The sequence below is a fragment of the Methylobacterium sp. 1030 genome (genome assembly GCF_040544715.1).
In the GTDB taxonomy this organism is placed as follows: Bacteria; Pseudomonadota; Alphaproteobacteria; order Rhizobiales; family Beijerinckiaceae; genus Methylobacterium.
Map to the genome: position 1 here is coordinate 45,964 of NZ_JBEPKM010000008.1, position 14,030 is coordinate 59,993.

Below are 14,030 nucleotides of genomic sequence, written 5' to 3' on the forward strand. Positions count from 1 at the left end.
GGCCCCTGCGGGGCCAGGCGACGGGATCAGGAGGCCGCGTAGACCGTGACCTCGTCGAAGGTTCCGCCCTCGGGCGCGTCGTCGAGGGACGCGACGAGAAGCACCAGCACGGCCGCGCCGACCGCCGTGACGGCGAGGAGCCGCGTGATCCGATCGGCGTGGGCGCGGGCGGCGTGGATCAGCGCGCATCCGAGCACGAAGGCGCAGACCTGCGTGACCGGCGCGGCGAGCGCCGCCGTCATCGCGCCCGCCCGATCATCCGATCACGTCCGGTCCTGTCCATGCACGCCCTCCCCGGCCGGGACGCCGTCTCACGGCCCGCCGGCGCGCAGCCGCGCGGATCGGCGGGCACCGCGCGCGCCCGATATGGGGGAGACGGCGGCGGGGTCCGGCCACACGCTTCGTGACCGACGCCCCTCAGGCGGGGCCCGGCCCCGGCCAGTCCGGAGTGGATCCCGGAGTGGATCCCGGAGTGGATGCGGGGGTCGATACCAGGGCGTAGGTGGCCTCGGCGACCCGGTTCAGGGGGCCGCCCGGCCCGGACCGCTTCCACAGGCGCGTGTTCAGGGCCGCCACCGGATCCCGGCCGGGAAGGGTGAAGCCCTGCCCGGCGAGCACCTCCAGGATCTCGGCCGCGTGCAGCGGCCGGCCCGCCCGCGCGATCGCCGCGCAGGCCGCCTGCACCACGGCCCGGCCGTAGCGGCGGGCGCCGGCGGCGTCCTCCGTGAAGGCGATCGCCGGCGGGATCGGTCCGGCGGCGCCGACGGGACCGGGCGCCCCCGCGGACCGCGCCGCCGGACCGGCCCGCGCGCCCCAGTGCCCGGGGGCCGCGCCCGCCGCGTCGGCAAGCGATCCGGACCGGGCCTCTAGGACGTCCCGTACGTCCCGCCCCCGCGGCGGCTCGTCGGCCGGGTCTCGGCGTGGCCCTGCCGGCGGATCGGGCTTCGGGGCCGGGTCCGGCCGCGCGTCCGCTCCGCCGGCCGCGAGCCGGCGGCCGAGTTCCTGGTAGAGGACGAGATCGGCGATCTCCCGATCGAGCGCCTCGCGCTGGCGTCGCAGCGCGGCGAGCCGCGCCGCGATCTCGGAATCCGACAGGGCCACGTGATGTTCCTTCCAGGCGGACGGAACACATATCTCATTCCGCGCCATTCAGGGAATAGCCACCGTCACATATTCCGTCAGGCAGCCATTCCCTGAGGGAATGAGAGGCAGCGATCCCTGTTCTATTCCTTGAGGCGTTTCCGTATTCCCTTAGCCGCAGGGCGAGGCGGCACGAGCAGCGTGCTGGGATCGGCCGGGTGCAGGGTCAGCCCGCCGTCGTCGAGCACCAGCGGCAGCCGCGGAAACACCTCGCGCAGATGCGCGAGATCGGCCTTGAACGCCTGGCGGAAGCTGCGGATCGAGGCGTTCTCGGCCCCGAACTGCGCGTGGAGGTTGGCCCAGGTCAGGCGGAGCGGCCGCTGCAGGGACCGCAGGCGGTAGCCGGTCCAGAACAGCAGGTCGAGCTTGCGCGCCGAGCCCGAGAAGGCCCGGGCCGCCCGCAGGTCCACCGGCAGGGCGTGCCGGATCAGGGTCTCGTAGAATTCGGGATCGAAGCGCACCGTGCGGCCGGCCTCGTCGTCCCCCTCCCCGGCGCGGGGGCGCCACAGTTCCAGGCTGCGGAACGGCGGGACGTTGAGGGTGGTCGCGCTGTCGCGCCCGTCCCAGAGGCCGATCTGCATGGAGCAGGCGGCCAGCCGGTTCAGCTGCTCCTTGAACTGGCGGATGGTGCCCCGCTCGCCCCCCGTGACCGCGAAGCCCATCTCCCGCATGAAGCCCGACAGGGTCTCGGCCACCTTCACGGTGGGGCTGCGCTGGCGCACGGCCTCGGTGCAGAGGTGCAGCAGCACCAGCCGGGCCTTCGGGCCGTAGGGCAGCCCCTGGGGCTCGAAGGCGCCGGTCTCCGGGTCCTTGATCCGGCCGGCGATCAGGTTGAGCGAGTTGCGGCCGTAGCTGCGGGAGAATTCCCGCACCGGCCCGGGGTCCCGGTAGGGCAGGCCGCACAGCGCCAGGACCGAGTGGATGTGCTGGAGGCTCGACGGGACGGCCGGCTCGTTCTCGATCACGAGGCGCACCGCGTCGCGGCGGCGCTGGTCGCGGGACAGCCCGGCCCGGCGGCTCTCCTCCTCCCCCAGGAGGGCGGCCTGGGCATCGCGCTCGCGCTGACGGTGCAGGACGTGCTCGACGATCTGCGCGAACAGGAAGCCGCCGCGCGCCGCCTCGATCTCGGCCCGCAGGTCCGGGTCGTGGATCCCGGCGATCTTCTCCTCGATGCTCATCGCCCCTCGGCCCGCGGTACACGGGCCGTCGATCCGCCAGGCGGACGGACGGCCCGATCCTGCCATGCCACGATTCGCCCGCCGCGGCCCCCGTCCGATCGGCCTTGTCCCGGCAATCCACGCTTCCCCGGTCGCGGGGACGCGCCGGAAAGCGGGCCGACACTGCTCCCTTCACGGCCGGCTCCCGGGCCGGCACGCGCAGAGTTCGATACGGGCCCCGCTCCCCCGGCGATCCCACGCAGAGTCCGATACGCGGGACCGCTCGGTGTCCGTCCCCGTTATTCACCGCTCCGGGCCCGGATTCGCGCCGAATCGGATACGCCGCCGCGCAGATTCCGATACGCCGACCGGCCGTCCGGGCGCAGAATCGGATACGCCGCGACGCAGAGTCCGATGCGGGCCAGCGCAGAGTCGAATGCGCGAACGCAGGCCAAGGCCCTGGCACAGATGCGGAATTCGCCACCCCATATAACTTGCTGAACTGACTCTCTGAAAGATTCGTCCAGATAATCTTCCTACTGCGGATCAGCCCGTTCGTTCTGACGAACGACCGTGTCGTGCCCGGACATGCACAGGTCACAAAGGGAATATGAGTTCGTTTTCCACATTCCTACGCGGGGCGACCGTCCCGACTTGACGGGTCGGCGACGGAATCCGGTGCCGCGCCGGCGCGCTCCGTCGATCGTCCTGGCCCTGGATCCCCGAGGGCTGCCGGCAGTTCCCGGTGTGATGCCGGCTTGACGCGCGCGATGCCGCCCGGTTTCTCGGCTCCTTCCGACAGGGCCCTCAGAGAAGAGCGCGCCGATGCCCCCCTTGCCCGAATTCGTCTGGCCCAGCCTCGCCCGACCCAGCCTCGCCCGACCCAGGGCCCCTTCGCCGATCGCGGCCCGATGACGGATCGCCGCGACGACGCCCGGCCGCCCGGCGGACGCCCCGCCCGGCCCCGCCCGCACGGGCCCCGGCGCCCCGCCCCCCGGTCCGGAGGTCGCCCGGGCGGGGCGTCCCGCCCGTGGGAGGAGGGCGGCGACGGGCCGACCGTGCTCTACGGGTGGCATCCCGTGGTGCAGGCCCTGGGCAACGCCCAGCGCGGCCTGCACCGGCTGCTCGCCACCGAGAACGCGGCCGCGCGGCTGGAGGCCGAGTTCGGCGGCGCCGTGCGGATCACCCCGGAGCTGGTGCGGCCGAGCGACATCGGCCGCCTGCTCGGCCCGGACGCCGTCCACCAGGGCCTGTACCTGGAGGCCGAGCCCCTGCCCGCGCCCGGCCTCGACGACCTGCCCGCCGACGCGCTGCTGCTGGCGCTCGACCAGATCACGGACCCGCACAATGTCGGGGCGATCGTGCGCACCGCCGCGGCCTTCGGGGTCGCCGGGATCGTCACCACGGCGCGCCACGCGCCGGGCGCCACCGGGGTCCTGGCGAAGTCCGCCTCCGGCGGCCTGGAGCACGTGCCCTTCGTGACCGTCCGGAACCTCGCCGAGGCCCTGATCGCCCTGGGCGAGCGCGGCTTCACCCGGGTCGGCCTCGATTCGGACGCGCCCGAGAGCCTCGACGCGCTGACGATCGCGCGGCCGCTGGTGATCGTGCTGGGTGCCGAGGGCAAGGGCCTGCGCGAGCGGACCCGGGGCTGCTGCGACGTCCTGGCCCGGATCCCCTTCTCGGGCGCGATCCGCAGCCTCAACGTCTCGAACGCCGCCGCCATCACCCTCTACGCCCTCGGCCGCGCGAGAGACTGACAGGGGAGCGACAGGAACCCGCCGGGGCCGTGACGGACGCGCGACGGGGACGCGGCCGGACCGGCACCCGATCGGTCCCGGCGAGACACGTTCGGAAACACGGAACCGCCACCGGAAGCCCTTCTTCCGCCTAGGCAATCTTCGCAACTTCCCGTAGAATAAGTCGCGAGGGGGGCGTCGTCTCGAGGGCTGCGCCGGATGTTGGACGATGCGTTTACCTACGGCGGTTGGGTCCTCGGCCTGATCGCCGTCGGCGTGTGGATCTGGCTCGCGCGGCGCGCCTTCCCGAGTTTCGAATCCTTCGTGACGGGCTTCGACGACGAGCTCCAGCTCGGCGCCAGCCCGGAGGAGCGCGCGCGCAGCGCGCGCAGCGCGCGCTGGCGTCAGGTCCGTCAGGCCGCCATGGCCCTGACGGCCGTCGCGGCCCTGTGTCTGTCGATCGGTTTCGCGATTCCCGACTGATTCCCGACCGAGCCGGAAACCCGGAGGCGATCCGGCCCGGATCCCGCGCTGAAGCCCCGGGGTTCCGGGCGTGCACCGTCCCCGTGCCCTCTCGCGGCCGGCGCGGAGCCTTCGTGGCGGTCGGCGCGTTCGGCCTCGAAGCCCTGGATCGCCGTGCCGCCCAGGGAGCGCGGCGTGTCGTGGCGGCCGCAAGCCCGTCATCGGATCCCCGGGCCGCCTCGCGCCGAGACGGTTCCCGACGCCGCCAGGGGGCTCGACCCGCCGGAAGCCTCTCTTCAGGCCGCGCGGACCCGGGCCAGGAAGCCTTCGACGGCGCCGCGCAGGTCGCCCGCCTGCCGGGACAGGTCGGCTGCCGCCCGCAGCACCTGGGCGGAGCCCTGGCTCGCCGTGCCGGCCGCCGCGCCGACACCCGCCATGTGGCCCGAGACGCCGCGTGTGTCCTGCGAGGTCTGCGCGGTGGTCCGGGCGATCTCCGCGGTGGCCGCGCCCTGCTGCTCGACCATGGCGGCGATCTCGGCGCCGATCCGCGCGAGGTTGCGGATCACCGCCGTGATGCCGCCGATCGACCGGACCGAGGCCTCGGTCGATCCGGTGATCTCCGCGACCTTGCCAGCGATCTCCTCGGTGGCCCTGGCGGTCTGCTCCGCGAGCGTCTTGACCTCGGCGGCCACCACCGCGAAGCCGCGGCCGGCCTCCCCGGCGCGGGCCGCCTCGATGGTGGCGTTGAGCGCCAGCAGGTTGGTCTGGCCGGCGATCTGCGAGATGATCGCGACGATCTCCCCGATGCTGCCGGCCGCCTGGGCGAGGCGGTGGACTTCCCCGGCCATGCCGTCGGCGCTCCGCGTGGCGTTCGCCGCGAGGTCCGCCGAGGACCCGACCTGCACGCCGATCTCCCGGACCGAGGCGGTGAGCTCCTCGGTGGCCGCCGCCACCGTGTCGGCCGAGCGGGCGGCCGAATCGGCCGACACCGCCACCGCCCGACTCAGATCGGTCGTGTCCTGGGCGGCCCGCGCCATCCCGTGCGCGGAGGCCTCCAGCTGGGCCGCCGCCGCCGAGACGGCCTCGACGATCCCGCCGACCTGGCGCTCGAAGCTGTCGGCGAGGCCGAGGGCGGCCGCGCGCTGGGCCGCCGCGGTCTCGGCGGCGAGCCGCTCCTGCGCGGCCCGGGCCGCCCGGCGCTCGGCGACGCTGTCGCGGAACGCCAGGGCGGCCGCGGCGATCGCCCGGACCTCGCGCGGCCCGCCGGTCGGGATGGTCAGGTCGGCCGTGCCCGCGTCCCGGCCGATCGCGGTCAGCACCCCGGCCATCCGGGAGAGCGGCCGGGCGATGGCCGTGCCGAGCCAGACCGCGAGGCCGGCCGAGAGGGCGAACAGGGCGAGCCCGCCGGCGGCCCAGAGGGCCAGCATCCGCTCGGCGCGGGCGTGCGCCGCCCCCGCGGCCGCCACCAGGTCGGCGGTGAGCCGATCCTCCACGCCCTTGAGGGCGTCGATCCGCTGCGTGGCGAGGCGGAACCACCCCGGCGCGTCGCGGAAGGCCGGGGGCGTCCCCGGCATCGTCTCCTGCACGCCCGCGCGCAGGCGGGCGACCGCGCGGGACGGCTCGGTCGCCTCCGCGGCGTCGAGCAGGCTCGCCTGCCCCGCTTCGGCGCCGGCCCGGAACAGGCCGGCATAGGTCGCCTGGTCGGCCGCGAGGGTTGCGAGGCGGCGGGCGGCCGCGAGGTCGAGGGTGCCGGAGGCGAAGACCGCCGAGGCGGCGGCCCGCTCCTGGCCGGCGGCCTCCTTCAGCGCCAGGAAGGCCGCGTAGGCGTTCGCCCGGGCGGCGAGGCCGGCCTCGTCGATCGCGCCGCCCATGGCCCGCACCAGGCCGAGCCCCTCCCCGATCAGGCCCGTGTAGTAGGCCACGGCCTGCGGCGGGGCCGCCGTCAGGGCGTCGACCGCCCGGCGCTGCGCGGCCAGCCCGGTCAGCGCCCGCGCGAAGCCCTCACCGCGCGCCTGGAAGACCGGCCCGAAGCCCGTCGCGGCCTTCATGGCCTCGGGCAGCCCGGCGAGGGCCGCGTCGGTGCGCACGCGCTGGGCCGCCAGTTCCGGGCCGAACTGCGCGCCCTTCGCGCCCAGGAACAGGCTCGAGGCGCCGCGCTCCCGCTGGGCCTCGTGCACGAAGGCGCTGATCCGGGAGGCGAGGCCGACCAGGCCCTCCACCCGGCCCATCTCGGCGCGGCGCGCCCACTGGTCCGACACGGCGAGGCCCGCCGCCCCCGCGAAGGCGAGGCACGGGGCGAGCGCCACCGCCAGGATGCGGGCGCGGAGCGAGGCGAGGATCGGCATCGGAAGTTCTGGAACCGTCCGGCGGGAGATGCGCCACCTTCCGGCCAAGTCATAAAGATCCGGTTATGTGGTCGCGCCCATATTCGGCACCGGTTTGCCCAATCAGGCGGCGTTTTGAGTCGTATCTGCCAATTCCGCGTGCAGATCACCCCAGGTCTTCAGCGCGCGGATGACCGGATCGAGGGACCGCCCCCGCTCGGTCAGGCTGTATTCCACCTTCGGAGGAACCTCGGCGTAGACCGTCCGGGTGATCAGACCGTCGGCTTCCATTTCGCGCAGCTGGTTGGTGAGCATGCGCTGGGTCACGCTGGCGAGGCGCCGCCGGATCTCGTTGAAGCGCAGGGTCCCCTCCAGCAGGTGGTAGAGGATCACGCCCTTCCACTTGCCGTCGATGAGCCGGAGCGTCGCCTCGACGGCGCAGCCGGGGCTGCAGGCGCCCGTGTGGCGGCGGGTGCGGGGCATGGGCTGTCTCCGACGGTATCATTTCCGGCACTAGTGGCGTTTTATGTGCGTACTTGCGGCCCGTGAAGGCGGGCGGCATCTCCTGCGGCGACACTCCGAGGAGATCACCATGCGCGCCGTCGGCTACCGCAAGTCCCTGCCGATCACCGATCCCGAGGCCCTGGTCGATCTCGACCTGCCCCAGCCCGAGCCCGGCCCGCGCGACCTGCTGGTGAAGGTCGAGGCGGTCTCGGTGAACCCGGTCGACACCAAGGTCCGGCGGCGGGCCGAGCCGGAGGAAGGCGGCACCAAGGTGCTCGGCTGGGACGCGGCCGGCACCGTCGTCGCCGCCGGCGCGGAGGTCCAGGGTTTCGCCGCGGGCGACGCGGTGTTCTACGCGGGCGACCTCACCCGGCCGGGGACGAACGCCCGGTTCCACTGCGTCGATGCCCGCATCGTCGGGCACAAGCCGGAGAGCCTCGACTGGGCGCAGGCCGCCGCCCTGCCGCTCACCGCGATCACCGCCTGGGAGACCCTGTTCGACCGGCTCGACGGGGACAAGCCGGTGCCGGGCGCGGCCCCGGCGATCCTGATCGTCGGCGGCGCGGGGGGCGTCGGCTCGGTGGCGATCCAGCTCGCCCGGGAACTCACCGACCTCACCGTGATCGCCACCGCGTCGCGGCCTGAGACGGCGGCCTGGTGCCGGGACCTCGGCGCCCACCACGTGGTCGACCATTCCAGATCCCTGGCGGCGGAGGTGGCGGCCTTGGGGATCGGCGCGCCGGGCCTCGTCTTCTCCACGACCAGCACCGACGCCCACCTCGCCGCGATCGTGGAACTGATCGCCCCGCAGGGCCGCCTCGCCCTGATCGACGATCCGGAGCGCCTCGACGTCGGGCTCCTCAAGCGCAAGAGCCTGTCGCTGCACTGGGAGTTCATGTTCACCCGCTCGATGTTCGCCACCGCCGACATCGCCGCCCAGGGGGCGCTCCTCGACGAGATATCCCGCCTCGTTGATTCCAGGCGCCTGCGCACCACCCTGGGGGAGCATTACGGGCAGATCGACGCCGCGAACCTGCGGCGCGCCCACGCGCTGGTCGAGAGCGGGCGCGCCAGGGGGAAGATCGTGCTCGAAGGGTTTTCCGATTGAGGAGGACGTGATGGCGGACGCGGCGGGGACCGGCCTCTTCGACGTGACGGCGCTGGCGGCGGGTCTGCCCGACAGCGCCGAGACCCTCCTGGTCGACACCTACCTGACCGACCGGGAGGCGGCGAGCGCCCGGGTGTTCCGGGTCTACCGGCCGACCCCGCCGCACTATCACGCCACCTGCGACGAGTACCTCTACTGCCTCTCGGGCCGCGGCCGGGTCTGGCTGGGCGATCCGGCCGCCGAGACGGCGTTCGGCCCGGGCCAGCTCCTGTTCTTCGAGAAGGGCACGGTCCACGCGATGCCGGCGCTCGAGCCCGGGGACCCGGTGGTGTTCCTGTCGATCGACACGCCCCGGCGGGCGCCGACCGACATCGTCTTCGTGAACCCGGAGGACGGGACGCCCGCCACCTTCATGGCGCGCAACGCCGAGGCGTGAGGGGTCACACCCGCAGGGACCGGCCGGCCGCCGCCACGCCGAGGAGCAGCGCCGCCACGATCAGCAGGGACGCGGGCAGGCCGAGCGCCTGCGCGGCGAAGCCGATCAGCGCGGGCCCCGCCAGCACCCCGGCATAGCCCAGCGTCGTCACCGCCGGCACCGCCACGCGCGCGGGCATCGCGGTCTGGCGCCCCGCCGCCGTGAACAGGACCGGGACGATGTTGGCGCAGCCCGCCCCGACCAGGGCGTAGCCGGCGAGCGCCGCCTCCCAGGCCGGGATGACGACCGAGAGCGCGAGGCCGGCCGCCGCCAGCAGGCCGCCGAGGATCACCACGGGCCGCCGGCCGAGGCGGGCCACGATCGCATCCCCGCCGAGCCGGCCGGCCGTCATGGTGACCGAGAAGGAAGCGTAGCCGAGCGCCGCCCAGGCCGGATCGAGCCCGCGCTGCTGGATCAGGAACACCGCGCTCCAGTCGAGGGCCGAGCCCTCGGTCAGGAACACCACGAAGCAGAGCAGGCCCAGCACCAGCACCGGGCCGCGGGGCAGCGCGAAGGCGGGCCCGCCGCTTCCCCCTGTCCCGCCGGCCGGAAGGATGCCCGGCCAGGCGGCCGCGAACAGGGCCACGATGCCGGCGACCAGGATCAGCACGCTCCAGCCGGCGCCCAGGCCGGTGCCCATCAGGACGCTGGCCAGCAGCGCCCCCAGGATGCAGCCGAGGCTGTAGAGACCGTGGAAGCCCGACATCATCGGGCGCCCGGCGGCGCGCTCCACCGCGACGGCCTGCAGGTTCATGACGCAGTCCACCGCCCCCATCCCGGCCCCGAACAGCAGCAGCGCCCCGGTGAGCGGCACGAGCCCGGAGCCCACGGCCAGCACCGGCAGGGCGAGGCCGATCGCGAGCGTGCCGGCGAGCAGGACCGGCCGGAAGCCGAGCCGCGCGGCCGCGGCCCCGGCGCTCGGCATTGCCAGGATCGAGCCGACGCCGAAGGTGAGGAGCAGCAGGCCGAGCCCCGCCGCGTCGAGGCCGGCGCGGTCCTTCACCAGCGGCACCAGGGGCGCCCAGGTGGCGTTGGCGATGCCCACGATCAGGAACAGCAGCCGCGTGGACAGGCGCTGCTGGGTGGCCGTGCGGTCGTCGGAACCGCGGAGGGCGGCCGGATCGGTCGCGTCGCATGCTGGCATCGATACCTGTCGGGATGTGGATCTGAGGGCGGGATACGGCGACGTGGATCTCGGCGCCCGCGGTGCAACACCGAAGGTGGGCCAAGGTTTGGCGAATCGAGCTACGGCGAAGCTGGGGCCACCGGACTCCGATCGCGGCCGCTGGCTCCACCGCGTCATCGCTTCGCTGCGCTCGCGAAGACGGTCGCGCGTTCACCGAGCGGTTGCCGACGTACGCGTTTCGTTCTAGCAAGGGCGGCGCATGACGGGCCTGCGTCCCGCCGGCCGCATCTTGCCGCGGGCCCCCTCGGGCTCGACATGAGCCGGAGCGGCGGCTGGCCCGCGCGCGAATCCGTCCGATTTCGTCGATGCCTCGGTCGACGCCTCGAAAGACCGCCGCCCTCATGGCCAAAGCCCAAGCTGGAAGTCGTGCCGCAAGCCGCGTCGGTGCTGCCCAAGCCGCACCGAAAGCTGCCGCCAAAGCGCCTTCCAAGACGGCTCCGAAAGCCCCGGCGACGGCCAAGGCGCCCCAGTCCAAGGCGCCCCAGTCCAAGGTGCCCGAGTCCAAGCCGGTTCGCGCGAAATCCAGCTCCCCCGGCGCGCGGAACGAAGCCGCCATCGACGCCAAGCTGGAGGCCCTGTTCGACGCCGCGCCGGCCCCCGTCGAGGACCGGCGGGTCATCGCGATCCGCGGCGCCCGGGAGCACAATCTCAAGAACGTCGACCTGACCATCCCGCGGGACAAGCTCGTGGTCTTCACCGGGCTCTCGGGCTCGGGCAAGTCGTCGCTCGCCTTCGACACGATCTACGCGGAGGGGCAGCGCCGCTACGTCGAGTCGCTCTCGGCCTATGCCCGCCAGTTCCTGGAGATGATGTCCAAGCCCGACGTCGACCAGATCGACGGGCTGTCGCCGGCGATCTCGATCGAGCAGAAGACCACCTCGAAGAACCCCCGCTCGACCGTGGGGACGGTGACCGAGATCTACGACTACATGCGCCTGCTCTGGGCGCGGGTCGGCATCCCCTACTCGCCGGCCACCGGCCTGCCGATCGAGAGCCAGACCGTCCAGCAGATGGTCGACCGGGTGCTGGAACTGCCGGAGAAGACCCGGCTCTACCTGCTGGCGCCCGTGGTCCGCGGGCGGAAAGGCGAGTACCGCAAGGAGATCGCCGAATATCAGAAGAAAGGCTTCCAGCGGCTGCGCGTGAACGGCGAATACTACGCCATCGACGATGTGCCCAAGCTCGACAAGAAGTTCAAGCACGACATCGACGTGGTGGTGGACCGGATCGTGGTCCGGGCCGATATCGGCTCGCGGCTCGCCGAGTCCTTCGAGACGGCGCTGGAACTCGCCGACGGCGTCGCCGAGATCGTGTTCGCCGACGCCCCCGAGGGCGAGGCGCCGCGGACCGTCACCTTCTCGTCGCGCTTCGCCTGCCCGGTCTCAGGCTTCACCATCGCGGAGATCGAGCCGCGGCTGTTCTCGTTCAACAACCCGTTCGGCGCCTGCCCGACCTGCAGCGGCATCGGCCACGAGATGCGGATCGACCCCGAGCTGGTGATCTCCGACCCTGGCTTGAGCCTGAAGCGCGGCGCGGTCGGCCCCTGGGCGAAGTCGACCTCGCCCTATTACGGCCAGACGCTCGAGGCGCTCGCCGAGCATTTCGGCTTCAAGACGGGCGTCCCCTGGCAGAGCCTGTCGGAGACGGCCCGCGCCATCGTGCTCTACGGCTCGGGCAAGCAGGCGGTGCGCTTCGCCTACGACGACGGCTTGCGCAAGTACACGGTCAACAAGCCGTTCGAGGGCGTGATCCCGAACCTGGAGCGCCGCTACAAGGAGAGCGACTCGGACGCCGTGCGGGAGGAGATCGGGCGCTTCATGAGCGAGACGCCCTGCGCCGCCTGCGGCGGCAAGCGGCTGAAACCCGAGGCTCTGGCCGTGAAGGTCGCCATGGCGGACATCGCCGACGTGACCGCCCTCTCGGTCTCCGAGGCGCACCGGTGGTTCTCGGACCTGCCCGGGAAGCTGACCGCGAAGCAGAACGAGATCGCGGTCCGGATCCTGAAGGAAATCCGCGACCGGCTGAGCTTCCTGGTGGATGTCGGCCTGGAATACCTGACGCTCGCCCGCGGCTCCGGCTCGCTCTCGGGCGGCGAGAGCCAGCGCATCCGCCTCGCCTCGCAGATCGGCTCCGGCCTGACCGGCGTGCTCTACGTGCTGGACGAGCCCTCGATCGGCCTGCACCAGCGCGACAACGAGCGGCTGCTCGGCACGCTCAAGCGCCTGCGCGACCTCGGCAACTCGGTGATCGTGGTCGAGCACGACGAGGACGCGATCCTGCAGGCCGATTACGTGGTCGATGTCGGCCCGGGCGCCGGCATCCACGGCGGCGAGATCATCGCGCAGGGCACCCCCGCGGAGGTGCTGGCGAACCCCGCCTCGCTCACCGCCAAGTATCTCACCGGCGCGATGGCGGTGCGCACCCCGACCGCCCGCCGCAAGGGCCGGAAGGGCAAGCTCGGCCTGTTCGGCGCGCGGGGCAACAATCTCAAGGACGTGGACGTCGAGATCCCGCTCGGCACCTTCACGTGCATCACCGGCGTCTCGGGGGGCGGCAAGTCCACCCTGGTGATCGACACCCTCTACAAGGCCATCGCCAAGAAGCTGAACGGCGCCCTGGAGCACCCGGCCCCCTACGGGCGGCTGGAGGGGCTGGAGCACCTCGACAAGGTCATCGACATCGACCAGTCGCCGATCGGCCGCACGCCGCGCTCGAACCCCGCCACCTATATCGGCGCCTTCACGCCGATCCGCGACTGGTTCGCGGGCCTCCCCGAGGCCAAGGCGCGGGGCTACCAGCCCGGGCGCTTCTCGTTCAACGTCAAGGGCGGGCGCTGCGAGGCCTGCTCGGGCGACGGCGTCATCAAGATCGAGATGCACTTCCTGCCGGACGTCTACGTCACCTGCGACGTCTGCAAGGGCAAGCGCTACGACCGCGAGACCCTGGAGGTGAAGTACCGGGGCAAGTCCATCGCCGACGTGCTCGACTCCACCGTCGAGGAGGCGGCCGAGCTGTTCAAGGCGGTGCCGGCGATCCGCGACAAGCTCGAGACCCTGAAGCGGGTCGGCCTGCACTACGTCCATGTCGGCCAGCAGGCCACCACCCTGTCGGGGGGCGAGGCGCAGCGCGTGAAGCTCTCCAAGGAGCTGTCGAAGCGCGCCACCGGCCGCACCCTCTACATCCTCGACGAGCCGACCACCGGCCTGCACTTCCACGACGTCGCCAAGCTCATGGAGGTGCTCCACGAGCTGGTCGACCAGGGCAACACCGTGGTGGTGATCGAGCACAACCTCGAAGTGATCAAGACCGCCGACTGGGTGATCGACATGGGTCCCGAGGGCGGCGACGGCGGCGGCCGGGTGGTGGCGCAGGGCACGCCGGAAGAGATCGCCCGCGCCAAGGCCAGCCATACCGGCCGGTTCCTGCGCGAGGTGCTGGAGCGGCGGCCCGCCTCACCCGCGAGCCGCGGTCGCGCCGCGGAGTAGCGCGGCGGCGGAGGGGGGCGGACCTTCCGGGGGCGGGCATCGCACGCACCGGCGACCGTGCCGGACGCGCCCCCGCCCCTTCAGTGCGGGCGCGGGTCCGACGCGACGGATCACCCGCTCCCGGGCCGGCGCGGCAGTTTCTGCCGGGTCTCGGCCGGACCCCGCGCCCGCGGACGGTGATTCGAGCGGCCGGGATCCGGCTCCGGACCCGCCGCCGACCGGTTCGGAGCCGGGTCCCGGCCCGCGCGCCCGGACCGGCGGCCTGCCCGATCACCTTCCCGCCTTTGCCGGATTCTCCCGCGGCCCGGGCCGGCAACAGCTTGACCGTTCAACGATATTTTGCCGAAACCGCGGTTCGAGCAGGGTCTGTGGACAGTGTTGCATCGCCGCAAAAATGCGGCTTTTGCGCAACGGTTCGGCCGGTTGTGGCGTTTCGGCGAGCATTCCACTGTC

Annotated in this window: 11 protein-coding genes; 5 read left to right on the top strand and 6 right to left on the bottom strand. The window is 73.1% G+C overall.

The features are described 5' to 3' along the window. Positions 1-26: 26 nt before the first annotated feature. The 3 genes from ABIC30_RS13010 to ABIC30_RS13020 form a co-directional block, all read right to left on the bottom strand. The gene (locus ABIC30_RS13010) at positions 27-242 is read right to left on the bottom strand and encodes a hypothetical protein (protein ID WP_091677296.1); all 216 of its coding nucleotides are present in this window, start codon (positions 240-242) and stop codon (positions 27-29) included. Positions 243-417: 175 nt separating this feature from the next. Beyond that, entirely contained in the window at positions 418-1,101 is a 684-nt protein-coding gene (locus tag ABIC30_RS13015) for a hypothetical protein (RefSeq protein WP_354455343.1), read from the bottom strand. 122 nt (positions 1,102-1,223) lie between these two features. Beyond that, on the bottom strand, positions 1,224-2,318 hold the full coding sequence (locus ABIC30_RS13020; RefSeq protein WP_091677303.1) for a replication protein RepA: 1,095 nt from the start codon (positions 2,316-2,318) through the stop codon (positions 1,224-1,226). An 890-nt stretch (positions 2,319-3,208) separates the two neighbouring features. On the opposite strand from ABIC30_RS13020, the gene ABIC30_RS13025 reads away from it, so the two are divergent. After that, positions 3,209-4,054 (top strand): TrmH family RNA methyltransferase, encoded by an 846-nt coding sequence (locus ABIC30_RS13025; RefSeq protein ID WP_083916122.1) that lies wholly within the window; start codon positions 3,209-3,211, stop codon positions 4,052-4,054. 198 nt (positions 4,055-4,252) lie between these two features. After that, complete coding sequence (locus ABIC30_RS13030) at positions 4,253-4,516, top strand: hypothetical protein (RefSeq protein WP_354455346.1); 264 nt, start codon at positions 4,253-4,255, stop codon at positions 4,514-4,516. Between the two features lie 275 nt (positions 4,517-4,791). Here the strand turns inward: ABIC30_RS13030 and ABIC30_RS13035 are convergent, their stop codons facing one another. Then, positions 4,792-6,840 (bottom strand): methyl-accepting chemotaxis protein, encoded by a 2,049-nt coding sequence (locus ABIC30_RS13035; RefSeq protein WP_354455348.1) that lies wholly within the window; start codon positions 6,838-6,840, stop codon positions 4,792-4,794. A gap of 102 nt (positions 6,841-6,942) precedes the next feature. Continuing rightward, positions 6,943-7,302, bottom strand: a complete 360-nt coding sequence (locus ABIC30_RS13040; protein WP_020095505.1) for a winged helix-turn-helix transcriptional regulator — start codon at positions 7,300-7,302, stop codon at positions 6,943-6,945. A 109-nt stretch (positions 7,303-7,411) separates the two neighbouring features. On the opposite strand from ABIC30_RS13040, the gene ABIC30_RS13045 reads away from it, so the two are divergent. Then, entirely contained in the window at positions 7,412-8,431 is a 1,020-nt protein-coding gene (locus ABIC30_RS13045; protein WP_354455350.1) for a zinc-binding alcohol dehydrogenase family protein, read from the top strand. A 10-nt stretch (positions 8,432-8,441) separates the two neighbouring features. Then, the gene (locus tag ABIC30_RS13050; protein ID WP_091677311.1) at positions 8,442-8,867 is read left to right on the top strand and encodes a cupin domain-containing protein; all 426 of its coding nucleotides are present in this window, start codon (positions 8,442-8,444) and stop codon (positions 8,865-8,867) included. A 4-nt stretch (positions 8,868-8,871) separates the two neighbouring features. On the opposite strand, the gene ABIC30_RS13055 is transcribed toward ABIC30_RS13050, so the two are convergent. Next, on the bottom strand, positions 8,872-10,050 hold the full coding sequence (locus ABIC30_RS13055) for an MFS transporter (RefSeq protein WP_354455352.1): 1,179 nt from the start codon (positions 10,048-10,050) through the stop codon (positions 8,872-8,874). Positions 10,051-10,433: 383 nt separating this feature from the next. Between ABIC30_RS13055 and uvrA the strand changes: the two genes are divergently transcribed. Further along, a complete protein-coding gene (gene uvrA / locus ABIC30_RS13060) occupies positions 10,434-13,577 on the top strand; it encodes an excinuclease ABC subunit UvrA (protein ID WP_354455354.1) in 3,144 nt (1,047 codons plus the stop codon). Positions 13,578-14,030 lie beyond the last annotated feature (453 nt).